The sequence below is a fragment of the Verrucomicrobiota bacterium genome, from assembly GCA_021413925.1.
In the GTDB taxonomy this organism is placed as follows: domain Bacteria; phylum Verrucomicrobiota; class Verrucomicrobiia; order Chthoniobacterales; family UBA6821; genus UBA6821.
On sequence record JAIOPL010000008.1, the window covers coordinates 1 to 23,877 of the forward strand.

Here is a 23,877-nt window from a genome sequence, read left to right on the forward strand (position 1 = left end):
AATCCAAGTCATAAAAAGCTCCGCCAGGGGCTTCCGTAACCCAAAAAACTGGCGAATCGCCATCCTCTTCCATATGGGTAAATTACATCTCTCCCCTTATCATCCTCACCTCTCTTCCCAAGCCGTTTGACGAAGAGGCAAAGATATTCGGTGCCATGTACCTCTGTAATTCATCTATAAATTCCTCTCTGCGCCTCAGCGCCTCTGCGGGAGAACTTCTTCAATCTATTCTTCTGCGACTGCTTTCTAGGCTTTTACGACACCTCCGTTACGGCTGCGGGAGAATCTCTGCTTTGCAACCAGTGAATACACTGATGAACACCTTAAGCCCTTTGTGATCGTTTGCGGTTAATCCCTTTCTCACCTCGCTTTTCCCGTCGTCCTTTATCATCTTCACCCACATGGAAACGCAGAACTCCTTCACGATCAGTCTCCCCCTCCTTGCCATCGTGCTCGGGGTGGCTCTTGCGGGAACCCATCTTGTCGGGATTGCGGCATCCGGTTTCCTGATCAAAGAGGCGAAAGCCTTCCCCCGCTCCCGCTTCTGGGGAACTCTCCTGCTGGGGATCGCGATTCTCTGGGCATTGGGCCTCACGGCCACGACCGATCTGGGTGAATTCAGCCCCATCAGAAACTTCCTCATGCTGGGGGTTCTCGGAGGAGGTATCCTGCTCTGGAAATTCGTTCCTGATTTTCTCTCCTCTCGCTCGCTCGGATTTCTACTTCTGCTGGCGGCCCATCCAGTTCTGGAGACAACCTTTCTTCACCATGGCGTTGCCAAGATCGCTCTAGCCCTGCTCGCTTACGGCTGGGCACTTGCCGGACTCTTCCTGGTCGGAATGCCCTATCTCCATCGTGATCTGATCGGCTGGATCTGTGCCCGGAAATGGCGCTGGGATCTTGTCTGCTGGGCCGGAGTGGCCTACGGCATCCTCCTGCTGATATCAGGGCTATTGGGCTGAACTCAGGAAAATAAAGGTCTCCCGCGGAGGCGCTGAGGCGCAGAGTAATGGCAACGCTTCTTTAGAAACATCTCCCTTGGAAGGAGTCATCAGTCCCCATTGTGAATCGAGCAAGTGATTATCCGATTTGAAGGGAGTGGGGATAACAATCTTCTCCGGACCTAATCCTTTATCTTTTCCTCTGCGTCTCAGCGCCTCTGCGCGAGATTATCTGTCTTCCCCACCACTTCCTTACTCGCAGCGGAGCGCCTTGACCGGATCCATCCGGGAGGCGATCCAGGCCGGGATCAAGGCAGCCAGTGAGCAGATCACAAATGCGCTGACACAGATCAACGCGACATCTGTCGGCACAATCTCGGCGGGAATCTCGTTGAACTGGTAGACGCTGCGCGGAAAGATCTCCACACCCAGCACGTTGGCCAACCACTGGCTGACCTCGTTGCGCCAGCGAATCAGTGTCATGCCGAGCACGAGTCCGCTGGCCACGCCTATCAAGCCGACCACCATTCCCTGGACCAGGAAGACGGAGACGATCTGCCAGGTGCGCGCTCCCAGTGCCTTGAGAACACCGATCTCCCGGGTCTTCTGCACGGTGACGGTGATAAGGGTGTTCATGATGCCGAAGGCGGCCACAAGGATAATGAACATCAGCAGGAAAAACATGACATGGCGCTCCATGGCGATGGCGTCGAAGAGCTGCTTATTGAGATCCATCCAAGTCACGCAGGAGAGCTCCTCCGGAATGTTCCTCCTAAGCTCCTCCCGGATCTCGGCCGCTCGGTTAGCATCGACTGTCCGGATAGAAAGACCGTGGATCGATCCTCCCAACCCGTAGAGCTCCTGACCGATGTGAAGTGGAACAAGCAGGAACTCACTGTCGTAGAGGTAGCGACCGCTCTCGAAGATGCCGGTGACAGTCAGCTGGGTAGGCAGCACCATCTGGCGAATCGTGTCGATGTCACCCCCCTTCGTATTCTTGGATCCCTTCTCCTTAAGCTTGAGTTTGTCCAGCTGCTCGATGACCTCGCCCAGATTCCCCGGGGAATAGACGGTGAGGACATCACCCACATGGACGCCAAGAGTGCGAGCGAGCTCGGATCCAATCACCGTGCTGTCGCCGCCAAGATCCAGCTTCCCGGAGATGATGAACTTGGAGAGATCGCTCACCTTGAGTTCGAGCGACGGCTCGATACCCCGGATCTTAGGGGCTAGACGCTGGTGGTTGAACTCCACGATCACCGGCCCCTGAACAAACGGCGCGACGGCAACCACGCCCGGGGTCTTTTCAGCTCTTTCGACGAGATTCTTCCAACCATCGATCAGTCCGTTGTTCGTCACCAGCAGATGGGCGTCGAACCCGATTACCTTGCGCTGCAGTTCCCTCTCGAATCCCGTCATCACAGACATGACCAGGATCAGCACGGTGATGCCTAGGGTCACCCCAAGCACGGAGATCAGCGTGATCACCGCCAGGAAGGTGCGTTTCGGCTTCAGATAACGCGCCGCGAGGAAAAGCGGGGCAGGCAGACTTAACGACATCAGCAGAGTAAAAAGTGAAAACGTGAAAAGTGAAACGTGAAACGTGAAAAGGACTGATCGGGAAGTGCCGAGGAATGAATGTCTAGAGATGAAGCAAAGCCGCTCTAGTCAGCGATCGGCGCTACGACGACACATTCCTCTCCGTCATTTTCGTTACCCACCTCACCTTCTCCTTTTCGGTGCCGGTCGGGCTCAATCAAGATCTTGCTAGTGATGAGGGCCGCTACACAGATAAGGAAAATCCCTAGGAAGTAAATACTGTGCCTCCTGAGGTGGAATGGTCCCTCCACGACATCCAGTCTGCCCAGCGAATCAAGCAGCACCCCCCAGAGGAGAGGTGCTATGCCTGCGCCAAAGCTAATGATGACGGACGACATCGCAAAGTAGTGGTTCTTTCCTTGCGCCGGCACGACGGCCATCCATAGGTGACCATTAGCCATTTGGAAGCACGCCATCGCTACTCCGCCAAGGATGTTAAGGAAGAGCACAAGCCACCAACTTGGCGAAATCACCCCCGCGGACATCGCAAACCAGAATGCAAGCACAATGGAAAAACCGAGCAGTGATAACCGAATGAAGGGAATGCTCCCAAAGCGGTCCACACGGACACCCATCCACTGAAGGATCAGCATCGGCCCGAGAAAGGTGAATGCAGAAAGCCCGTAAATCAGAGAGGGGGAGAAATGGGCCTGTACTTTCAGATATTCCACCGAAAAAACACCTAGCCCTCCTCCCACAAAGACAAAAAGGAGACTGAAAAGAATCCAATTACGAAATGGAGCCAGACGCATCATCGTGATAAGGGGCACATTCTCCGAGGATCTGACGGACGTCTCCTCATGTTTTGTGTCTGGAATGAGGCGCAGATAGAACAGGCTGATGCCAGCGCTGATCGCAGAAACCCATAGCACCAGCGAATACTTCCACGGCTCCATATGTCCCTTCATGAGCAACGCCGAGGCAAGCATCGCGATCAGGAAACCAGCATTGATAAAGGTGTGGTCGATGGAGATGAATCGCCCTCGGATCGGGGCACTCACGAGATTCGTGACCCAGGGGAGAAAAGCGGCCGATGAGATCCCCCTCAACAGGTTGAAAAAGAAGAGGCTAACGAGCAGCAACTTCAGGCTCACATCATTGGGAAAAAAGAAAAGAAGTGGAACGAGCGCCGATATGGCAATGAAAATGGAGCGGAGGCCCCAACCCATCAAGGCGAAGGAGCGGTAGCTGTATTTACCCAGATGTCGAGCCGCAGGAAGCTGCAGCATCGTCATCAACGGTGTGAAGGAGGCGATGATGCCGAGCGTTATGGAATTGGCCCCCAGATCCTTGGCCAGCAGCACAATAGGCGCTCCCATAATGATCTGGAAACAGACCGCGTTGTAAAAACTGAACCAGTGAAAGTTGAAAACCCTGTGCGTGTACGGAACGGGAAAAAGGCTCAGGGGACCTCGGTAGCCCGCTTCACTTTCAACTCCACCTGAGTTGTCGTCGTTCTGACTTGTCACGCCTTGGAGCCCACATCCTGAGCAGCAGCTTGGGGACGTTGCTTCAGATGGGGAAACAGGATGACCTCGCGAATCGACTCCGCACCCGTGAGGAGCATCACCAGACGGTCGATGCCGATGCCGATCCCCCCGGCCGGAGGCATACCATACTCGAGGGCCTCCAGGAACTCGGTGTCGATCTTCTGCTGCTCCTCGCCTGCCTGATGCTCCAGGCGCTCGCGCTGGAGGTCGGGATCATTGAGTTCGGAATAGCCCGGCGAGATTTCCTGGCCGTTGATGATCAGTTCGTAGACATCGACCTTCGAGGTGTCGGCGTCATTGAGACGAGCAAGGGGCACCAGTTCCTTCGGAACATGGGTGACGAAGCAGGGATCGATCGTCTTTTCCTCGACGAGCTTCTCAAAGACATGCTGGGTCATCTCGAACTCCTCGGGACAGTGCGAGATATTCAGTTTCAGTTCGGCGCACCGCGCGATCTTCCCAGCCTTGTCTAGGGCGAACCATCCGGGAACGGCTTCCTCGATCAGATCATGGTAGGAAGCACGTTTCCAGGGTCGTGAAAGATTGATGGTCTTGGTGACATTCCCCTCCCCATCGCGGTGATGAACTTGATGATCCTTGTTACCAAGCATGACCGCCAGATGACAGACCAACTCCTCCACCATCACCGACATGAGCTGAAAGTCAGCGTACGCCCAGTAGGCCTCGAGCATCGTGAACTCGGGATTGTGACGCCGTGAGATTCCCTCGTTGCGGAAGCTCCGATTGAGCTCGAAGACTTTCGGGAAACCCGCGACCAGAAGACGCTTCAGGTAGAGCTCCGGCGCAATGCGCAGGAAGAAATCCATGCCGAGCGCGTTATGATGGGTCTTGAAGGGCTCTGCCGCAGCTCCCCCCGGCACTGCCTGCATCATCGGGGTCTCCACCTCGAGGAAGCCCCGCTCATCCAGGAAACGGCGGATCTCGCGGACGATGGCCGAGCGCTGAAGGAATATCGCACGCGAAGAGGGATTGGCTATCAGATCCAGATAGCGCTGGCGGTAGCGCGTCTCGGGATCCTGAACTCCATGCCATTTATCCGGAAGTGGACGGAGAGACTTGGAGAGAATCTTCAGGCTCTGGACCTTGATGCTCGACTCGCCCGTCCGGGTAGTGAAGCACTCACCTTCCACGCCTATAAAGTCACCGATATCGAGCTGGGCAGAGACGGCCAGAGAGGTCTCGTCGACTTCCTTGGCATTCACATAGACCTGCATTCTTCCCCCCATGTCCGAGAGATCGAGAAAACGGCTCTTCCCCATGTCACGATATGCTGTGATGCGTCCCGCGAGAGAAACGGAGCGTCCTTCCTCAAATCCATCCCTCACCTCGGCGACCGTTCCGGTGGTCTCAAAGACTCCTCCGAAGGGATCAATTCCGAGATCCCGGATGGCCTGAAGTTTCTGCCGACGGACGGCAACAAGCTCGCTTAATGGTGATGCTGGTGATGAGGGAGAGGATGACGGAGTAGGTTGTTCCACTTTAAGAGATTGTCTGAAAAGTCCGCGCCTGGCGAGCAGAGAGGAGTTGGGGACGTGGGCACGAAGAGAGCGAGGAGCATATCCTCCGCGATACGCGACAAGCGAACGACAAAGCTCACGCCCCCAAGACCCTCTGCCCTTTACGGGTTGCGGTTCTTCCGGTCTGATGCGGTGTCGATGAGTCGGTCGTGTATGATCTTCATACACTCCCTCCCCATCTCCTTGCCTCAGTTCCAGAATTCCCAGCAACTCGCCTCGCGGGGACTATTTAGACAGTCTCTAAAGAGCAAACGGAGAGGGCCTCCCGATCAATCAAAAACGGAGGAAAGACTCACAGGGATGAATGAGATGAAGGGGATTATCACCAACACAGGAAAGTTCCTAAGGACGATCGCGAAGTGCCAACCCATCCCTTTTATCCCCTTAATCCCTGTGAATTTTATTTCTTACCACCTATCACCAACTCTGCGGCTAGGCGGACGGCGGAGAGGAAGCTCTCGGGACTGGCCTTTCCAGTTCCAGCAAGCTCATAGGCCGTTCCGTGGTCAGGGCTAGTTCTGACAAAGGGCAGACCCAGAGTGACATTCACCCCGTCATGAAAGCCGAGCAACTTCAGGGGGATCAAGCCCTGGTCATGGTACATGCAGAGCACTCCGTCAAACTCCCCATTGGCAGCACACCAGAAGACGGTATCGGGACTGAAAGGACCGGCAAAGGCACTGTCCGGATTCGCGGCAGCAAGGAGAGGTATGGCGGGTTCGATAAGACGCTGCTCCTCGTCGCCGAGATCCCCCTGCTCGCCGGCATGAGGATTGAGGCCAGCAACAGCGATGCGTGGCGCTATGATTCCCCGTTGCTTCAGGAATCCCGCGAGCAACCCTCCCACCCGGACGATCTCCGTAGTGCTGAGCAGATTGGCCACATCCTTCAAGGGCACATGAGCCGTAACCAAGGCCACGGTGAGCGGGCCTCCTGTCAGCAGCATGGCAAAGTTCGAGACCTGGGCGCGCGTGGCAAAGAACTCCGTCTGCCCAGGAAATTCGAAACCGGCCTGATGAAGATGTTTTTTACTGACCGGTCCGGTGACCACGGCGGCAAGTTCACCCGAGAGAGCACGCCTAGCAGCCTCCTCCAAGCTCGCGATGGCGCACAGAGATCCCGTTGGGGAAGGATGGCCGGTATCCAGGGGCGAAGGATCCCCGATAACTTCGAGACGCACTCCGGGCAGGGGCTGAGCAAGGAAAAATGCCAGAGCAGCGGCCAGCAACTCGGGACCGATACCGGCCGGATCACCCGCAACAAGTCCGATCACTGCTTCCTTCATTGCTGGAATTTTATCTCGAGGAGTGGGGCCTCTTAATCAGCGTTTTTCCCTTTAGTATCTTGGAGGATCTTAAAGGATCTTGATGTAGGCCTTTGCGCGAAGCTCCTTGAGCCAACGCTCCTGGGTCTTCAGTTTTTCTTCCTGGATGAGTTTCTGAACGATCTCCTGCTGAACTTCGGAAAGGGGCTTCGTGACGGCTGGCTTTACGGCCTCAACCATCAGGATGTAGTACGCATTATCGAGGGGAAGCACGGGGCTGATCTCCGAGGTCTTTAGGGAGAAGGCAACCTTCGCCAGATCCTCATTGAGCGTCTTGCGCTCGACCCATCCCCAGTCGCCGCCCGATTCATTGGTCGAATCCTCCGAATACATCTGGGCCAGACGATCAAACTCGGCGCCTCCGGTTAGCTTTTCCCTGATTTCTGCTGCCATCTGCTTCTTGCTGATGGGGGAGGAGGAAGCGTCGCTGCTTCCCGAAGAGGCACCCTCCTTGAGCACGATCATGCGCAGCTTGACCTGTGCCGGGGTGGAATAGGAGACGCGGTGCTGCTCGTAAAATTCCCTGATCTTCACCGGGGAGACGATGACGTTCTCGCTGGTCTTGGACTGACGCATGGCCTGAACGGTGATCTTGTCTTTCTCGTTATCGCGGAAACGCGCCATGGTGTAGCCCTGAGCCTGAAGCGTTTTGACAAAAGCCGTGCGGTCCCCTCCGAATTCCTGGCGGATAATACGATGGATGCTGTCGTCAACGATGTAGGAGGGGATGTTGAACTCCTTCTTCCTGAACTCCTGAAGGATGAGATCCCGGTCGATGAGATCTCTGACTGCATGCTCGCGCATCACCTTGATCTTAGCTTGCAGCTCCTCTCCACGATAAATCTCCGAGGCTGATTTCTCCTGGGAGGCCACCAGTTCACGGACTTGGGAAAAGGTGACGACATCCCCGTTCACAATGGCGGCGATCCCGTTGATCACTTCCTCGGCAGCGGGAAGTGTCGCAACAGCAGCCAGTAAGGCCAAAGCGGCGACAGAGAGAAAAAATGGTGAAAATCTAATAGAGATCATGATGAAGAGAGTCAGAGAAGGAACACAGGAACAAAACTGTTTCTATACCTTCAACGCCTCCAGAAAGCGCAAAATCTCGGAAAGCTTGGAAGCGGGCTTGGAGGCCGTCAAGCGTGGAAACCGATGACCCATGAGCAGGAAGTCACCGCGTCGAGTCAGCATCAACCGCTCTCCCCGTGTCTCCACTTTGGTAATTCCCTTGGCCGCAGCCGCCCGACGGATTCTTTCGGTAACGAAAAGATGACTGATCTCCTGGGGCAGCGGGCCGAACCTGTCGCGCCAGGCGGTGGCAATCGTCTCGAGCGCCGCGACATCCGAAGCCGCCGCAAGGGATCTGTGGGCCTCGATCCGGAGTTTCGACTCGGGAAGGTATGTGGTGGGAATGAAAGCCCCGCAACGGCTGATTTTCACCTTACTCTCTGATTTGCGAACTGACTGGGAGAGTTCCTCGGGAGTTATCGCCACAAAATCGAGCCTCAAAAGCGACTGGTTCCCCGGGTCCAGTTCGCCGGACCCCGAGGACTCACCCTTCATCCGGGCAACGGCCTGACGAAGCATCCGGCAGTACAGGTCGAAACCGACGGCGGCGATCTGACCGCTCTGGGCTGTCCCGAGCAGGTTGCCCGCGCCCCGGATCTCGAGATCGCGCATGGCAATCCGAAAACCTGCGCCGAGCTGCGAGTATTGACGGATCGCCTGCACCCGGCGGCGAGCCTCCCCAACCATCATCATGTCGCGTGGAAGCATCAGATAGGCATAGGCCTTCTGACGACCACGGCCGACACGCCCCCGGAGCTGGTAGAGATCGGCGAGTCCGAAGCGGTCGGCGCGGTCGATGATGATCGTGTTGGCGTTGGGGATATCAAGACCGCTTTCGATGATCGTTGTGGAAACCAGAACATCGGCCTCCCCTTCCACGAAGCTCTTCATCACTCCCTCCAGCTCCCCCTCCTCCATCTGCCCGTGACCGACAAGCACACGCGCTCCGGGACAGAGTTCACAAATCCGCGCCGCGACCTTCTCGATCGAGCCGATCCGGTTATGCAGCAGGTAGACCTGCCCACCCCGAGCGCGTTCCCGCTGGATCGCATCCCGGATCACACGCTCATCATAGGCACAGATGACAGTCTCCACCGGCTGACGGTCGGGCGGCGGCGTCTCGATCACGGACATGTCGCGCGCCCCCATCAGGGAAAGATAGAGAGTTCTGGGAATCGGTGTCGCCGAGAGAGTCAGCACATCGATCAGGCGGAAGCGCTCTTTCAGAGCCTCCTTGTGCTTCACGCCGAAGCGCTGTTCTTCGTCCACGATCACCATGCCGATGTCCTTAAAGATGACATCGGGAGAAAGCAGTCTGTGCGTTCCCACGACCAGATCGACCGACCCGTCCGCGAGTCCCTTGACCACCTCGCGCTGCTCTGCGGCCGTGCGGTAACGGCTCAGCAGCTCGATCTTCACCGGATATTCGCTCATCCGCTCCCGAAGGGTCCTCAGATGCTGCTGGGCCAGGACCGTGGTCGGCGCCAGGAAGACGACCTGCTTTCCCCCCATCAAGGCCTTAAAAGCTGCGCGCAGAGCCACCTCGGTCTTTCCGAAACCGACATCCCCGCAGAGGAGACGATCCATCGGTCGCCGGGATTCCATGTCCTGCTTGATCTCTGAAATGGAACGGAGCTGATCCGCAGTTTCCTTATAAGGGAAGCTCATCTCCAGCTCCCGCTGCCATGGCGTGTCGGGCCCATAGGCGTGCCCCTGTCCTGTTTCCCTCTCGGCCTGGAGTTTCAGGAGACGCCCTGCATAGAGAAAAACCGATTTTTCCGCGGCCTTCCTCGCTTTCGACCACTTGTCGTCACCGAGCGACGAGAGATGTGGGGACTGCTTTCCCACACCGACATAGCGCGAGACCTGCCAAGCCTGGTCGATCGGGACAAAGAGACGCGAATCATTCGCAAATTCCAGTGCCAACACCTCCCCCTCCGTGCCGTCGGCGGCGGGGAGACTCTGCAAGCCGAGATAGCGCCCGATGCCATGCTCCGTATGGACGACAAGCTGACCCTCCTCAAATTCTGTAAAATCGATCGCGGATCGGGAGGCCCGTTGCTTCTCCCGGCGAAGGTGAAGCCGTCGGAGTCGCTGGCTGGCCGATCTCCCGAAGAGCTCGGCATCGGCAAGCACCGCCAACTTACCCGCAGGAAAACAGAAACCGCGAGAGATCGCCCCGATCCGCATTTCCGGGAGATTCTTTCCCGAGGAGAAATCGGGTAATGTCGAGGCGAGTTCCCGGAAGCGCTCCGCTTCGCCTTCCGTGGCACTCAGGAGAAGGATGCGCCAACCTTCTTTCCTCCAGGAAGCCAGCTGCCGGAAAAATTCCTGCCTACGTGCCTCATCGATCACGAAATCACCGGCACCAAAGGAGGCAAAGGGAATCGGATCAAACGCTGTCAGTTCGCCTGTTACTTCGCGTTCTTCTCCTTCATCCAAAGACTCCAGCGTTGGGGCGGAAGAGATGAGCAGGCGCTTCGTCGGCGGTATGAACTGATCGGTGGAACTATCCCCTTCTTTTTTTCCCACTCCCTCTCCCACGTCCTCTGTCACTTCCCATCCGATCTCCACGACCAGATCGTCGGACTTGAGATAATCAGCCAGCCTGACACTCGGACGATCTGTGTCACCAAGCTGGATATGACATTCATCGATCTCCCCCACCGAGGTCTGCGTATCGAGATCAAACTCCCGGATCGAGACGATTCCATCCTCGTCAAACTCGAGTCGGCAAGGCATCGACTGCTGCCACGAAAAAAGATCCAGAATCCCACCCCTCAGGGAAAATTCACCGCGCCTCGTGACTTGGGCTGACCTCTCGTAACCGGCATCCTCCAGAGGGAGAATCACGCTTCCGGGTGATCCTTTCCACCCCTTAGGAAGGGAAAGCAGGCTGCCTGTAAGATCAGTGACCGAGGGAACCAGCTCCTCCCATTGGGAGACATTGATGACGGGAGCCAAGACCTCGCCACCTGCCAACCGGCCAAGAAGGGATATTCTTTCCGATGCCGTTTCCGGATCGGGAAGGCCAAGGCCGGCTGCTGGCACTTCCAGGTCTGGAAAAAGGGTTGCCTGATTGATCCAGACCGAAAGCTCCGAGGCGAATTCTTCTTGGGAACGCACATCACGACAGACAAACCAAATGCGTGATCCATCAGCCATCCTGCGTGCTGCCACAGCAGCCAGAAAAGGCCAGGCCTGTTCGGAGACATCCAGGAGCTCCATGACACCGGAGCCTGCGCGGGCAGTTACACCGGCGAGGAGTGCGTGCAGACGCGGGTGCGATCCCACGGCATCCAGTAAATCGTTATGAGCGCCGGAGTAGGCCATGATATTCCAGATAGGAGTGAGAGAGAGTCCGGGAGAGAGTGGGATCGCGAAGAGACATCCCATTCAGCGAGGCAATAGGCATCACACCGAGGCGGGAATTCGTGACAGCCATAGCGAGTGCCTTCCTCAGATCGGCAGGACGGAAATCCCGCTCCATCACCGGGACACTCTTCTTCACCCAGCCAAGCACCGACCCGGAGCGAGCACCGCGCGAGACGGGAGGTGTGCACAGGACGATCCCTTGCTTTGCACGCATCCAGACCAGCAGGTTGCCCATAGCGCAAGAGAGAGCACGTCCCTTGGCATCGAGAACAATCCCCTCGTCACCTCCCTTGGTTAGGGCGTCAGCAAGCGCTTTCAGATGCGCCGCGTAGTTTCCAGACTTCTCCCCCCAGGCATCGCCGAGAAAGGGCTTGGTCAAAACAGTGAGCCGGATTCCCTTCTCGAGTTGCGCATCGGTCGGAAAATGTACCGGCTCCCAGGTAAGGTAGCATCCGGCTGTACGGATCGGAGCGGCAGGAGCCCCCTCACCTGCTGTTAGATAAATCCGTAGCATGCCGTCAGAAAGAGAGACGCTTTCAACAAAGCGCCGCAGAGCAGAAGAGAGGGTTCGTGTGAATGGGAAGCCATTTCGCTTGGAGGCATCGGCTAGAAGCTCAAGGTGCTCGCTAAGCAGAAGGGCTTTGTTGTTTCGGATCGCAATGCTTTCAAAGAGATGCTGCCCGTAACGGAACCCGCGGTCATTTAGTGGCACGCCACCCGCATGCGGGAGGATCGATTGTCCATTCCAATGCCAGGATCGGAAATCCGGAACGGGCTTCTTCCTCATTACCGGATCACGTCAGGATCATTGCTCGCCCAATGACGAGGCGCCCCGTATTCCCAGTCTCTCGAGACGCTTGCGGAGGGTCGCCCGGGTGATGCCGAGAAGCTTGGAAGACTTAACCTGATTGTTGTTACTCAACTCCATCGCCCTGCGGGTGAAATCCTCTTCAATCCAGGGAAGCAGTTCCCGGTCTCCATTCTCACGGGTCAGCGCCTCAAAGAGTGAGCGGGCCGCCTCCTCGACTGTCAGTTCGGTAAGGGCTGTCAGTTCGGTGAGAGCGGTTCCTTGGGTTTCTGGAGCGGCAGATAGATCGACGATTTCGGCACTATTTGTCACTTGGCCAAGGGGCAGATCCTTCGGCAAAAGCACATCACTTGTCGCCAGTACGCAGGCACGCTGCAGGGTGTTCTGCAACTCGCGGACATTACCTGGCCAGGGATAGGCCTGCATGACCTTGATTGACTCCCCGGAGAGTTGGAGAAGTGGGCGGTGCTGCTTCTGCGCGATGCGGGAGAGAAAATACTCAGCCAGCAGAGGTATGTCCTCTGAACGGGCGCGGAGGGGAGGCAAATGGATACCGACGACATTGAGACGATAATAGAGATCCTCGCGGAATTCCTTCTTGGCGATGGCTTCCTCCAGATTCCTGTTTGTAGCGGCGACAATCCGGACGTTCGACTTGAGAGTGGCATTGCCTCCGACCCTCGAAAACTCCCCCTCCTGGAGGACGCGAAGGAGCTTGCTCTGCACAGCCAGGGGCATTTCGCCGATCTCGTCCAGGAAGAGAGTGCCGCCGTTGCCCTGCTCGAAGCGTCCTATACGCTGGGTAGCGGCGCCGGTGAAGGAACCCTTCTCATGACCGAAGAGTTCGCTTTCCAGCAGGTTCTCAGGAATGGCGGCGCAGTTAATCGCGATGAGGGGCTTCTTGTTTCTCTCGCTGTAATTGTGAATGGCGCGTGCGACGAGCTCCTTGCCACAGCCGCTCTCGCCGGTGACCAGGACGGGAGCATCACTCATGGCCACGCGACCCACCATTTTAAAGACGGACTGCATTGCCTCGGACTGGCCGACAATATCGTCGTGGTACTGCTCAACGGTGAGCGCCGGTTTGACAGGTGCAGCCGAGCGAAGCTCCGCGGCAGCCTTCAGGGCCGTGTCGACCACGACTTTCATGGTGAAGGGGAGAGACTCCTTGCGCAGGAAATCAAAGGCTCCGAGTTTCATCGACTCGATCACCGCCTGGGTCGTGCCGTAGGCACTCATGATGATCACCATGGCATTCGGGGATTCGGCCCGGATCTTGGCAAGCAGGTCCAGTCCTCCGCCTGGCCGCAGGTGCATCTCCGCGATCACCAGATCGGGCTTCTCGAGACAGAAGATCTTGAATGCATTTGCGGAATTCGTCTCCGTGATCACGCGGACTCCCGAGGCCTTCAGTTGCTGGCGCGCCCAGTCGAGGAAGTCCGTCTCGCTATCGACGACCAGCACTGTTTGATCGATCGGTGTACTACTCATCGCTTTTCGGCGGCGTTCGCTGTGTTGGCGGCGTTCTCAACCGAGGAACCGAAACGCCGTTCCCGGGAGCCATAGTCCACGATGGCCGCATGGAGATCCTCGGCTCCAAAATCGGGCCAAAGCTTGCTGGTAACATGAATCTCCGTGTAGCTGAGCTGCCATAAAAGGAAATTGGAGATCCTCATTTCCCCCGAGGTCCTGATCAGAAGATCGGGATCGGGCATCGCCCGGGTGTAGAGATGACTGGAAAGTGTTTCCGTGGTGATCTGGCCCGGCTTAAGCTTGCCCTCTACCACTTCTGCGGCGATAGCGCGCACAGCATCCAGGATCTCGTCACGGCCGCCATAGTTCAGAGCTAGGGTCAGGGTGAGGCGAGTATTGTGAGCCGTCTCCTCAATGGCCCGTTCCAGTCGCTTCCGGGCGGCTTCCGGCAGATCGGCGATCCTACCAATGGCGGCCAGACGCACCCCGTTCTTGTTCATCATGGCCACCTTTTCCGAAAGGAAGCGCTCAAGCAGCAGCATCAGTCCGGCCACCTCGAGGGCTGGACGCTTCCAGTTCTCCGTTGAAAAAGCATAGAGCGTCAGGTACTCCACCCCTTCGTGAATGCAGGCCTCGCAGATCGTTTCGACATTGAGGGCCCCCTGCTCGTGCCCCTTGAGGCGGGGCCATCCCCTTTCCTTAGCCCACCGTCCGTTGCCATCCATGATGATGGCGGTGTGACGCGGCACCTTGGATGGGGAGACGATACTCACAGCAAGGAATCCGGGTCGGAGCGGTTCCTTAAAGTTGGATGGTCTGTGCACGACCGGGACCGACGCTGACGATGAAAAGCTTGGCTCCGCTCAGCTTGGCTAGGGTCTCCGCGTAACGGCGGGCCTTGGATGGAAGATCTTTGTACTTGCGAATGGAATCCGTGGGTGTGAGCCAGCCGGGCATGGTTATGTAGACAGGACGGCAGCGGGCAAGCTCACCCGCGTCGGTGGGCGGAGTGTCGAGCACAGGGCCCTTGTTATCAATCCGGTAGCCGGTGCAGATCAGGATCTTCGGCACATTGTCCAGGCCGTCAAGGTTGGTGATCGCCAGTTGATCGACTCCGTTCACCATCGTCGCGTAGCGCGTGGCCACGGCATCAAACCATCCGCAGCGTCGAGCACGTCCCGTAGTGGCGCCGAACTCCCTACCCATCCCGTGGAGCATATCACCAATGGCGTCTTCTTCCGTGGGAAGCGGCCCCTCACCCACGCGTGTGGTGTAGGCTTTAACCACTCCGATCACGCTATCGATGCGGTTCGGGGCGATGCCAGATCCGGTGCAGGCACCGCCGGAGGTGGTGTTGGAACTGGTGACGAAGGGGTAGGTGCCATGGTCGATATCCAGGAAGGTCCCCTGGGCTCCCTCGAACAGGATTTCCTTCTTCGCATCCATCGCCTTGTGGAGATAGGTGACGGTGTTCGTGATAAAGGGCTTCAGGATCTTGGCGGCGGCTGTGTACTCGGCCAGCACCTTGGCACCATTGATCGGCTTGCCTCCCAAGCTCTTGATCACGGCATTGTTCTCCTTGATGCGTTGAGCAAGTTTCTGTTTGAAGACTTCGGGACGGATTAGATCGGCCATGCGTAGGCCTGTGCGGGCAGCCTTGTCACCGTAGGCGGGACCGATCCCCCTCTTGGTAGTGCCGATCTTGTTCTTACCCTTGAGGGCTTCCCGGCGTTCGTCGATGGACCTGTGATAGGGCATCACAAGATGGGCGCTGTCACTGATGAGCAAATTCTTGCCGACCTTGATTCCCCGTTCCTGGAGTCCCTTGATCTCAACCACCAGGGCGACCGGATCGATCACGACGCCGTTGCCGATCACGCAGATCTTTCCCTTGCGCAGGATTCCGGAGGGAATCAGGTGGAGGACATACTTTTTGTCACCGTCGACGATCGTGTGGCCGGCGTTATTCCCTCCCTGGCTACGAACCACGATATCCATGTCGCCGGTCAGGACATCGATGATTTTTCCTTTGCCCTCATCTCCCCACTGGGAGCCTACAAGAATGGTGTTTGACATGGTATTGAAGCTAAAAAACCGGATCAGAGTCCGGACAAGTGGTTAAAAATCGCCACACCTCTAAAGGAATGCAAGGAGAAAGCCCTTCTGTGTTCCATCGGCAAGAGACGATCAGCACGAAGATCGGTATTATGATGAGATTGAAAGAACTCCCCCATTCCGGATAAAACGTCTCCATGGCTCAAGAACCCCGTCACTGGCTCGTCAAATCGGAACCCTCGGCCTACGCATGGGAAGATCTTGTAAAGGATGGTAAAACCGCTTGGACCGGCGTCCGGAACTTTCAAGCCCGTAATAATCTACGCGCCATGAAGAAGGATGACCTTGTTCTCTTCTATCAGAGCGTCACCGATCCCTCGGTGATGGGGATCTCCAAAGTGATGAAGGAGGCTTACGCCGATGCCACCGCGACGGAGGGTGACTGGAGTTGCGTCGATCTGGCTGCCGTGAAGGCACTCCCCACCCCTGTGACGCTCAAGGAGATCAAGGAGGATCGCTCCCTAGCCGAGATCTCGCTCATTAAGCAGTCCCGACTCAGCGTCATGCCTGTAAAGCCTGAGGAGTATGCAAGGATCCTGGAAATGGGCGCCAAGATCTAAGAACTAGGGCATTTTTGATTTATTCTGATGCATTTGCAGTAAGACAGAAATGTATCACGCGGAGGCGCAGAGAACGCGGTGGATAGAGATGAAATCATTACGTCCGATTTCAGTGAATGAGTGGGGGCTAATCATCACTATCCAATTTCATTAGAAAAAACTCTGCGTTCTCCGCGCCTCTGCGGGAAAATATGCAGTCTGTTTAGCGAACTCTGCGCGAGTTTTATCGGATGCCCTACTCGTCGAGCACGGCCAGATCGCTTGCGGTGACCCGCAGGACCTCCTCCAGTGAGGTCAGTCCCATGGAGGCCTTGCGCCAACCATCCTTTCTGAGGGGAATCATTCCGTCTTTGACAGCCTGTTCAGCAAGTTCGTTGCCCGTGGCCCGCTTCTGAAACAGCTCCTGCAAGGCATGGGTCACAAGACAGATCTCCATGATGGCCAGCCGGCCGGCATAGCCGCTCTGCCTGCAAGACTGACATCCCACGGGTTGCCGCAGACCTACCGCCAGCTCCATCGGAAAACCGATGCCTTCCAGTTCCGCCGCAGATATCTCCGAGGGCTTGGAGCATTTCGGGCAGAGTTTCCTGACAAGGCGCTGTGCCAAGAACGCACGGACGGAAGAGCCCACAAGGAATGGCTCTACTCCCATGTCGATAAGTCGGGTGATGCCGCCGACAGCATCGTTCGTATGGAGCGTGCTGAAGACCAGGTGACCGGTCTGTGCCGCACGAATCGCGATCTCGACCGTCTCGCGGTCGCGCATCTCACCGATCATCACGACGTTCGGGTCACCGCGGAGAATGCTTCGCAGGGCGTTGGCAAAGGTCAGGTCGATCTCCGGCTTCACCGCGATCTGGATGACCCCGTCGATCTTGTGCTCCACAGGATCCTCGATCGTGATGATCCGGCGTTCCTTCACATTGAGAGCGCTGAGGAACGTGTAGAGCGATGTACTCTTGCCACAACCGGTGGGACCGGTCACCAGGACAATGCCGTTCGGCATCGCGATCAATGAGCGGATGATCTTCTCGACGCCCTCCTCCAGACCGAGGCGCTTGAAATCGAACTGCTCGGCACCTAGCAAACGGAGGCTGACATTCTCCCCGTGCACACAGGGGATCGTCGCGACACGCACGTCGATGGGACGGCCCTTGTGCTCGAGTGCGATACGGCCATCCTGCGGCAATCGCCGCTCGGCGATGTCCAGTGAAGCCATGATTTTCAGACGCGAGGTCACGGAATCCTGAAGAACCCGGATATTCGGCGGAACGGGGGCCTCGTGCAGGACACCGTCGATGCGGTAGCGGATACGGAGATCGTGGCCGAGCGGCTCAAAGTGAATATCGGTGGCCCCCTGCTGAAGCCCCTCGCGCAGAATCTGATTCACGAACTTCATGACCGAGGCCTCGGGATCCTCGCCGTCTAGGACATTGACCTCCTCTTTCTCGACAAAGGCCTCCTCGTCCCGTCCCTCCAGCAACTCCTCGAAGGTCTCGGCACCGACGCCATAGGCAGCCTTCACGGCTTCGGTCAGACGGCGGCGCGTCGTCATCACAAGATGGACAACACCCGGGTGATGGTGGGTGACTGCTTGCCAGGCGGCATGGTCGAAGGGATCCCAGATCAGGAGACTCAGTTCATCTGAAGAAGATGTCGTTTTTTCCTCCAGCGGATTGTTCTCATTGCCTTGTTCCCGGGGCTGCTCGGGCAGAATCTGGAAGCCGAGGGCAAGCCTTGCGGGAAACGTGGAACGGACATTCTCGGCCGGAGTCACCTGATCCTCCTCCCTCCACTCTATGCTGAGGAGAGAGGCCAACTCCTTCATGAAATCGTTTTCGGGGACGGTACCCGTGGCGATGACAGCAGCGACCTGGGACTGCTGCGAAAAAGCCGCCCGAGCAAGGGCCTCCCTCACAACATCCAGATCAGCACAGCCGGCTTTTTCAGCTGCAGAGAGCAGCAGATCGGCCAAACCCTGACTCATTGCTGGAGCAGGTTTCTGGAGCGTAGTGTTAGACACGGGGTAACTATCCCTCATCGAGAAACGGCCGCAAGAGCGGATTAAGCCGAACTCCGAAGATGACAGTGATGAGTTGGCATAAGATGCTGGCCGATAGGAGTTGCGAAGATTCCGAGGGCGTATCGATTGATACAGGCGAGGATCGACAAGACTTCTTTGCGGTCAGTAGATTGCGTCAAATCACTCTGCTCAACTTCGGAGTTCGGGTTTAACCCAAAAGGATTCTGGCCGTCACCAGATAACAGGTGACCGTGAAGAGGTCGGCTGCCGCAAGGGTGATCGGGCCCGCCGCAATCTTGGGGTCCCAGTGGACACTACGGAGCAGTACAGGCACGAGCACGCCCAGTAAGCCTGATACGAGTACAGAAAGCACAACGCTCCCGCCGATCGAAATCGCTGTCACAGTATCATGCCAGCAGAGAGAGACCATCAGCGCCACGGCAACCCCGGCAAGCAATCCAAGCAAGGCGGCCGTGACTCCCTCGCGGCGGAGTTTCACACGGAGCCATTTCCATCGAACCCGGGAATGGGGGAGCGATTGGACCGTCAAGGCCAGCGACTGGGCTGCCACCGCCTCGCCGAGTCCCAGCACCAATGCCATGAAGACAGCCAGAACCACCCGTTGCTGGAGGGTTGATGCAAAGGCCCCTGCCAGAACCGCACAGAGCACCCCGCCCGAGACGGTGGCTGCCAACCATGGGAAGCGAATGCCGAAGGCCTTCCACGGGGAGGCATGCAGCACTTCCTGCACGTGGATGCCGATTGACTGAAAGAGCTGGTCGTTATTGGTTCCCGTGCTGAGCTCCATCACCTCATCGGTGAAAAGCCCCACATCAATGATGCCACGGAGTCTTTTGTTTCCGTCGACCACAGGAATCGCCAAGAACTTATGAAGAATGAAGCACTCGCAGGCCTCCATCAGGGTTGCATTCTCCGGAAGAGAAAGCACCCGAGTCATCATCACCTCTGAGATCCGACTGTCGAGCGGTTCGGTCAGAAGTTTCCGGGCCGGCACAACACCGGATAGACATCCCTCGGCATCGACGACATAGAAGTAAAAGATCCGCTCTGCTAATCCGGTAGCACGGATCGCATCAAGAGCCTGCCCCACAGTCTGATCGACCCTGAGAGGCGGCGGACCAGGACTGATGAATTCTGAAATCGGGCGACCCAGATGTTCCTTGGGAGCGTTCCCCGCAGGCGATGATTTAGGGGACATTGCCCGGAAATTCGCGGAGCGCTCAGTTACTCGAATTGCTTACAGAGAAATCCTAGCCCTTGGCCTTCCGGGTCTTAGCTGGGGCAGGGGGCGCACCGCCGGGGACTTCGGAAACCTTGAAAGCGAGCTTCTCTCCGTCACGGGTAACCTGGATCTGGTCACCCGCCTTGAAAGTTCCACGCAGGATCTCCTCGGCCATCGGGTCCTCGAGGTAGCGCTCCACGGCACGACGCATCGGACGGGCTCCGTACGTGGGATCGTATCCCTTCTCGATCAGGAGTTCATGCGACGCCGCATCGAGGGTAAGAATGATTTCCTTCTCCTTGATCCGGTCAACCACCTTGACTACCTCCAGATCGACGATGCGCGTCAGCATCTCCTTGGAGAGCGTATGGAAGACAATGATGTCGTCGAGACGGTTCAGGAACTCGGGTTTAAAGACCTTCTTGGTCTCTTCCAGAATCTTGCCCTGCATCGTGTCGTAACCTTCATCGTGCTTCGGAGCACCGAATCCGAGCGTGGTCTGCTTCTTGATCAGCTCGGCGCCCACATTCGAGGTCAGAATGATGATGGTATTCCGGAAGTCGATCTTGCGACCCAGACTGTCAGTGATGGTCCCCTCCTCCAGGATCTGGAGCAGCAGGTGCATGACGTCGGGGTGGGCTTTTTCCACCTCATCAAACAGGACAACGGAATAGGGACGGCGGCGGACGGCCTCGGAGAGCTGTCCTCCCTCCTCATGACCGACATAGCCCGGAGGGGATCCGATGAGCCTTGAGGAGGTGAATTTCTCCATGTACTCGGACATGTCGATCTGGATGAGCGCATCGGAGTCGCCGAACATGAATTCCGCCAGCGAGCGGGCCAGAAAGGTTTTGCCGACACCTGTGGGGCCGAGAAAGATGAAGGAACCGATCGGGCGGCGTGGATCCTTGAGGTCGGCACGGGAGCGGCGGAGCGCCTTGCTGATCGCCGTGACTGCCTCGTCCTGACCGATGACGCGCTTCTTGAGCTCTTCCTCCATCGCAAGGAGTTTTGCCGTCTCCTTCTGCTCCATACGGTTGAGCGGCACACCGGTCCACTTGGAGAGGACATGCATGATCTCCTCTTCGCCGACGATGACCTCGCGCTCATCGCGCTCTTTCCGCCAAGTGGCCAAGGCTACCTCCAGATCCTCTTTGGCTTTTTTCTCGGTATCGCGAAGTGAAGCCGCCTTCTCGAAATCCTGGGCCTTGATGGCGGCCTCTTTTTCACCCCGAATCCGATCGATGTCGGCCTCGAGATCCTTGGTGGAGGGAGGACGGGTCATCGCGCCGATCCGCGCACGGGAACCAGCCTCGTCCATGAGATCGATCGCCTTGTCGGGCAGGAAGCGCCCGGTAAGATAGCGGTCGGAGAGTTTGGCAGCAGCCTCCAGCGCAGCGTCGGTGATGACGGCCTTGTGGTGAGCCTCGTACTTGGGACGAAGGCCCTTGAGAATGAGGACGGTGTCGGTGACGGAAGGAGCCTCGACCTTCACGGACTGGAAACGACGCTCCAGTGCCGAGTCCTTCTCAATGTACTTGCGGTACTCGTTCAGCGTGGTGGCCCCGATGCACTGGAGCTCACCGCGACTGAGAGCCGGCTTGATGATGTTGGAGGCATCCATGGCGCCTTCGGCGGAGCCAGCACCGACAATGGTGTGCATCTCGTCGATGAAGAGGATGACATTCTTGTTCTTACGGATTTCGTCCATCACCGCCTTGATTCGCTCTTCGAACTGTCCGCGGTATTTCGTGCCGGCCACCATGAGGGCAAGATCGAGCGTGATGACACGCTTGCCGACCAGAAGTTCCGGCACATTGCCGGCGACAATCTCCTGAGCGAGTCCCTCGGCGATGGCTGTCTTGCCGACACCGGCTTCGCCGATCAACACGGGGTTGTTCTTGCTGCGACGGCAGAGAATCTGAATCACACGCTCGATCTCCTCGGCACGGCCGATCACGGGATCAAGCTCCCCCTTGGAAGCCATCTCGGTGAGGTCGCGTCCAAAGGCTTTCAGGGCCGGGGTCTTCCCCTCTTTTCGGGAAGAACTTCCGGAGGCGGAGGCCATTTCCTCTTCATCACCCGAACCCTCGTGTTCCTGACCCTCCTCGGGGTTGAAGTTGGGATCGAGTTCCTTGAGCACCTCGTTGCGTGTGCGGTCGAGATCGACTTCCAAATTCTTCAAAACCTGGGCGGCAACCCCCTCACCTTCACGGAGCAGACCGAGCAGGATATGCTCGGTTCCGACGTAGGAGTGCTGCAGGGCCTTGGCCTCTTTGCCAGCAAGGGCCAGCACCTTCTTCACGCGGGGCGTGTAGGGAATATTCCCAGCCATCTTATTTTCCTGACCGGAACCGACCTGCTTCTCAACCTCCTGGCGGACAGTCTCCAAATCCAGTCCCATCTTCTGAAGCACATTCACGGCCACTCCCTGACCCAGCTTGATGAGGCCCAGCAGCAGATGCTCGGTCCCGACATAGTTGTGGTTGAAGCGATCAGCTTCCTTGCGTGAAAGGGCAAGGACCTGCTGGGCGCGCGGCGTGAAATTGTTCATCATGATTCCTCGCTTGTTTCGGATGTGCTGCTTGTGCTCGTTGTGGTGGAGCCATTGGTCGGGATTTTCCCGATTTCAGGTTCCGGCATCTGTTTTAACTTCGCTCGAATAAGGGCCGCGCGCAAGGAATCGCGTTCTTCGGCCCCCAATTTCGTGACTTGCAGCCCCTTCTGGAGATGGGCTGGCTGGGTCTCGATGAAAAGTTCGTCCACATGGAGACGGTTGTTTGATGGGAAGAGGCCAAGATCGACACCCATCTTGATGAACGAGAGTAGGTTCAAAGCTTCCTTCGAGGTTATCGAATGGGCATGGCAGAGGATGCCATAGGCCCTACCGATCTGGTCCAGGAGAGTCTCGGCACGCTGCTGGAGCAGAATCTGGCGGGCATTCTGCTCATGTTCCAGGATCTGGAAAATGACCTTGTTCAGGCGCCCGATGATCTCCTCCTCGGTCTCTCCGAGAGTCGTCTGGTTGGATACCTGGAAGAGGTTCCCCATCGCCTCGGTTCCCTCCCCATGGAGGCCGCGCACGGCAAGACCGATCTTATTGACCGAGTTGATGATCTTGTTCACCTGCTCCGACATGACGAGACCCGGCAAATGCATCATCGCGCTGGCCCTCATACCCGTACCCACATTCGTCGGGCAGGCCGTCAGGTAGCCGAGATCGTTATGGAAGGCGAAGTCCAGCGTGTCCTCCAGCTCTGAATCAGTCTGGTTGATCATGGCAAAGACCTGGTCCAACTGAAGCCCTGCCCGGATCGCCTGCATCCGGAGGTGATCCTCCTCATTGATCATGAAGCTGAGAGTCTGTGACGTATTCATCACGACGGCGCTGCCGGCTCCCTTGGCCGCATGCTCACGGCTGATAAGGTGGCGTTCCACGAGAACCTGCTTCTCGAGCGCGGAGAGATCATCCAACTTCTCGGAGAAGGATTCCTCCATCTCGGGAAGCTGCTCCACGGCAGTCCGTATCTCTTCGAGGACCGCCACGCGTTCCGCCTTCTTCGCCCACCCCGGGAAGGGCTTGCCTTTCAGATTACGGGCCAGTCTGACACGGCTGCTCACCACGATCTGATCATGGGGACCGGCTCCGCTGAGCCACTCGCCCGTGTTGGCAATGATCCGGGAGAGCTTCACGCTTGCTTGCGGGGTTTTGGAGCGCCAAGAGCCTGGGCGGTCTCGGCAGTTCCGGGAGATTGAGCTATTGAGGCAATGCGATTCACTTCGGCAGAGGGCTCCTGAGAAGATATCGCCTCGGCATGGGATTCCTCCTCCAGCTTGCGGATCCGATCACGCAGGGTTGCCGCCTCTTCGAACTGCTCCTCCTGGACCGCCTTCTGGAGGCTTGCCTGCAACTCAGTCAGCTCCTTGTTGCGCAGACGCCCAACGCGTAGCTTGGCTGGCACTTTTCCGGTGTGGACGCTTCCGCGATGCATGTTCTTGAGCATGCCGGATAGTCCCTCGGCAAAGGCGTCATAGCAGGCGCTGCATCCGAGACGCCCCGTTTTCTTAAAATCGGCCTGTGAGAAACCGCAGACCGGACAGCGAATGCCCGCTGGGTTCTTGTCGATTTCCTGAGCGGCCCCCAGACCCAGCAGGAGATCCGCCAAAGCGAATCCGGTCGGATCGTTGACCCCCTTCTCCTTCGAGCATACCTCGCAGAGATTCACCTTCTGCATCTTCCCCTCCACGATCTGGGTCAGGAAGACAGTGGCCTCCTTGGATTTGCAGACATCACAGAACATAGGTGTGGGTGAAAAATGG

General features: G+C 57.3%; 17 protein-coding genes. 2 read left to right on the forward strand and 15 right to left on the reverse strand.

What is annotated here, in order from left to right; all coding sequences use genetic code 11:
• The first annotated feature begins 401 nt into the window (after positions 1 to 401).
• Positions 402 to 962 carry a hypothetical protein gene (locus tag K8R57_04815; protein ID MCE9587616.1) on the forward strand — a complete coding sequence of 187 codons (561 nt, stop codon included), beginning with the start codon at positions 402 to 404 and terminating at the stop codon, positions 960 to 962.
• Between the two features lie 231 nt (positions 963 to 1,193).
• Here the strand turns inward: K8R57_04815 and K8R57_04820 are convergent, their stop codons facing one another.
• From K8R57_04820 to K8R57_04865, 10 genes are all read right to left on the reverse strand, one after another.
• Positions 1,194 to 2,501: an FtsX-like permease family protein gene (locus K8R57_04820; GenBank protein ID MCE9587617.1), complete on the reverse strand. Its 1,308-nt coding sequence runs from the start codon at positions 2,499 to 2,501 to the stop codon at positions 1,194 to 1,196.
• Positions 2,502 to 2,605: 104 nt separating this feature from the next.
• Positions 2,606 to 3,859, reverse strand: coding sequence for an MFS transporter (locus tag K8R57_04825; GenBank protein ID MCE9587618.1), 1,254 nt, complete (start codon positions 3,857 to 3,859; stop codon positions 2,606 to 2,608).
• Positions 3,860 to 4,005: 146 nt separating this feature from the next.
• Positions 4,006 to 5,529 (reverse strand): lysine--tRNA ligase, encoded by a 1,524-nt coding sequence (gene lysS / locus K8R57_04830; protein MCE9587619.1) that lies wholly within the window; start codon positions 5,527 to 5,529, stop codon positions 4,006 to 4,008.
• Between the two features lie 439 nt (positions 5,530 to 5,968).
• Positions 5,969 to 6,853: a 4-hydroxythreonine-4-phosphate dehydrogenase PdxA gene (pdxA, locus tag K8R57_04835; GenBank protein ID MCE9587620.1), complete on the reverse strand. Its 885-nt coding sequence runs from the start codon at positions 6,851 to 6,853 to the stop codon at positions 5,969 to 5,971.
• A gap of 69 nt (positions 6,854 to 6,922) precedes the next feature.
• Complete coding sequence (locus K8R57_04840) at positions 6,923 to 7,921, reverse strand: peptidyl-prolyl cis-trans isomerase (GenBank protein MCE9587621.1); 999 nt, start codon at positions 7,919 to 7,921, stop codon at positions 6,923 to 6,925.
• Positions 7,922 to 7,963: 42 nt separating this feature from the next.
• Positions 7,964 to 11,293 carry a transcription-repair coupling factor gene (gene mfd / locus K8R57_04845; GenBank protein MCE9587622.1) on the reverse strand — a complete coding sequence of 1,110 codons (3,330 nt, stop codon included), beginning with the start codon at positions 11,291 to 11,293 and terminating at the stop codon, positions 7,964 to 7,966.
• Entirely contained in the window at positions 11,271 to 12,122 is an 852-nt protein-coding gene (locus tag K8R57_04850) for an aminotransferase class IV (GenBank protein MCE9587623.1), read from the reverse strand. Before K8R57_04850 ends, mfd begins: the two co-directional genes overlap by 23 nt.
• 18 nt (positions 12,123 to 12,140) lie before the next feature.
• Positions 12,141 to 13,634, reverse strand: coding sequence for a sigma-54 dependent transcriptional regulator (locus K8R57_04855; GenBank protein MCE9587624.1), 1,494 nt, complete (start codon positions 13,632 to 13,634; stop codon positions 12,141 to 12,143).
• Positions 13,631 to 14,383, reverse strand: coding sequence for an isoprenyl transferase (locus K8R57_04860; GenBank protein ID MCE9587625.1), 753 nt, complete (start codon positions 14,381 to 14,383; stop codon positions 13,631 to 13,633). The genes K8R57_04855 and K8R57_04860 overlap by 4 nt, the downstream gene beginning before the upstream one ends.
• Positions 14,384 to 14,417: 34 nt before the next feature.
• On the reverse strand, positions 14,418 to 15,692 hold the full coding sequence (locus K8R57_04865) for an adenylosuccinate synthase (GenBank protein MCE9587626.1): 1,275 nt from the start codon (positions 15,690 to 15,692) through the stop codon (positions 14,418 to 14,420).
• A gap of 176 nt (positions 15,693 to 15,868) precedes the next feature.
• Between K8R57_04865 and K8R57_04870 the strand changes: the two genes are divergently transcribed.
• Positions 15,869 to 16,291 carry an EVE domain-containing protein gene (locus K8R57_04870; protein MCE9587627.1) on the forward strand — a complete coding sequence of 141 codons (423 nt, stop codon included), beginning with the start codon at positions 15,869 to 15,871 and terminating at the stop codon, positions 16,289 to 16,291.
• Between the two features lie 235 nt (positions 16,292 to 16,526).
• Here the strand turns inward: K8R57_04870 and K8R57_04875 are convergent, their stop codons facing one another.
• From K8R57_04875 to K8R57_04895, 5 genes are all read right to left on the reverse strand, one after another.
• Positions 16,527 to 18,278 carry a GspE/PulE family protein gene (locus K8R57_04875; GenBank protein ID MCE9587628.1) on the reverse strand — a complete coding sequence of 584 codons (1,752 nt, stop codon included), beginning with the start codon at positions 18,276 to 18,278 and terminating at the stop codon, positions 16,527 to 16,529.
• A 244-nt stretch (positions 18,279 to 18,522) separates the two neighbouring features.
• Positions 18,523 to 19,533 carry a magnesium transporter gene (locus K8R57_04880; GenBank protein MCE9587629.1) on the reverse strand — a complete coding sequence of 337 codons (1,011 nt, stop codon included), beginning with the start codon at positions 19,531 to 19,533 and terminating at the stop codon, positions 18,523 to 18,525.
• Positions 19,534 to 19,585: 52 nt separating this feature from the next.
• A complete protein-coding gene (locus K8R57_04885; protein MCE9587630.1) occupies positions 19,586 to 22,111 on the reverse strand; it encodes an ATP-dependent Clp protease ATP-binding subunit in 2,526 nt (841 codons plus the stop codon).
• Positions 22,111 to 23,250 carry a protein arginine kinase gene (locus K8R57_04890; protein MCE9587631.1) on the reverse strand — a complete coding sequence of 380 codons (1,140 nt, stop codon included), beginning with the start codon at positions 23,248 to 23,250 and terminating at the stop codon, positions 22,111 to 22,113. Before K8R57_04890 ends, K8R57_04885 begins: the two co-directional genes overlap by 1 nt.
• On the reverse strand, positions 23,247 to 23,858 hold the full coding sequence (locus tag K8R57_04895; protein MCE9587632.1) for a UvrB/UvrC motif-containing protein: 612 nt from the start codon (positions 23,856 to 23,858) through the stop codon (positions 23,247 to 23,249). The genes K8R57_04890 and K8R57_04895 overlap by 4 nt, the downstream gene beginning before the upstream one ends.
• Between the last annotated feature and the right edge of the window lie 19 nt (positions 23,859 to 23,877).

What these genes read in the sequence shown, in the direction of transcription:
- K8R57_04815 (MCE9587616.1), top strand. Translation starts at nt 402, where the DNA reads ATGGAAACGCAGAACTCCTTCACGATCAGTCTCCCCCTCCTTGCCATC.
- K8R57_04820 (MCE9587617.1), bottom strand. Translation starts at nt 2,501, where the DNA reads ATGTCGTTAAGTCTGCCTGCCCCGCTTTTCCTCGCGGCGCGTTATCTG.
- K8R57_04825 (MCE9587618.1), bottom strand. Translation starts at nt 3,859, where the DNA reads ATGGGAGCGCCTATTGTGCTGCTGGCCAAGGATCTGGGGGCCAATTCC.
- pdxA (MCE9587620.1), bottom strand. Translation starts at nt 6,853, where the DNA reads ATGAAGGAAGCAGTGATCGGACTTGTTGCGGGTGATCCGGCCGGTATC.
- K8R57_04840 (MCE9587621.1), bottom strand. Translation starts at nt 7,921, where the DNA reads ATGATCTCTATTAGATTTTCACCATTTTTTCTCTCTGTCGCCGCTTTG.
- mfd (MCE9587622.1), bottom strand. Translation starts at nt 11,293, where the DNA reads ATGGCCTACTCCGGCGCTCATAACGATTTACTGGATGCCGTGGGATCG.
- K8R57_04850 (MCE9587623.1), bottom strand. Translation starts at nt 12,122, where the DNA reads ATGAGGAAGAAGCCCGTTCCGGATTTCCGATCCTGGCATTGGAATGGA.
- K8R57_04855 (MCE9587624.1), bottom strand. Translation starts at nt 13,634, where the DNA reads ATGAGTAGTACACCGATCGATCAAACAGTGCTGGTCGTCGATAGCGAG.
- K8R57_04865 (MCE9587626.1), bottom strand. Translation starts at nt 15,692, where the DNA reads ATGTCAAACACCATTCTTGTAGGCTCCCAGTGGGGAGATGAGGGCAAA.
- K8R57_04870 (MCE9587627.1), top strand. Translation starts at nt 15,869, where the DNA reads ATGGCTCAAGAACCCCGTCACTGGCTCGTCAAATCGGAACCCTCGGCC.
- K8R57_04875 (MCE9587628.1), bottom strand. Translation starts at nt 18,278, where the DNA reads ATGAGTCAGGGTTTGGCCGATCTGCTGCTCTCTGCAGCTGAAAAAGCC.
- K8R57_04880 (MCE9587629.1), bottom strand. Translation starts at nt 19,533, where the DNA reads ATGTCCCCTAAATCATCGCCTGCGGGGAACGCTCCCAAGGAACATCTG.
- K8R57_04885 (MCE9587630.1), bottom strand. Translation starts at nt 22,111, where the DNA reads ATGAACAATTTCACGCCGCGCGCCCAGCAGGTCCTTGCCCTTTCACGC.
- K8R57_04895 (MCE9587632.1), bottom strand. Translation starts at nt 23,858, where the DNA reads ATGTTCTGTGATGTCTGCAAATCCAAGGAGGCCACTGTCTTCCTGACC.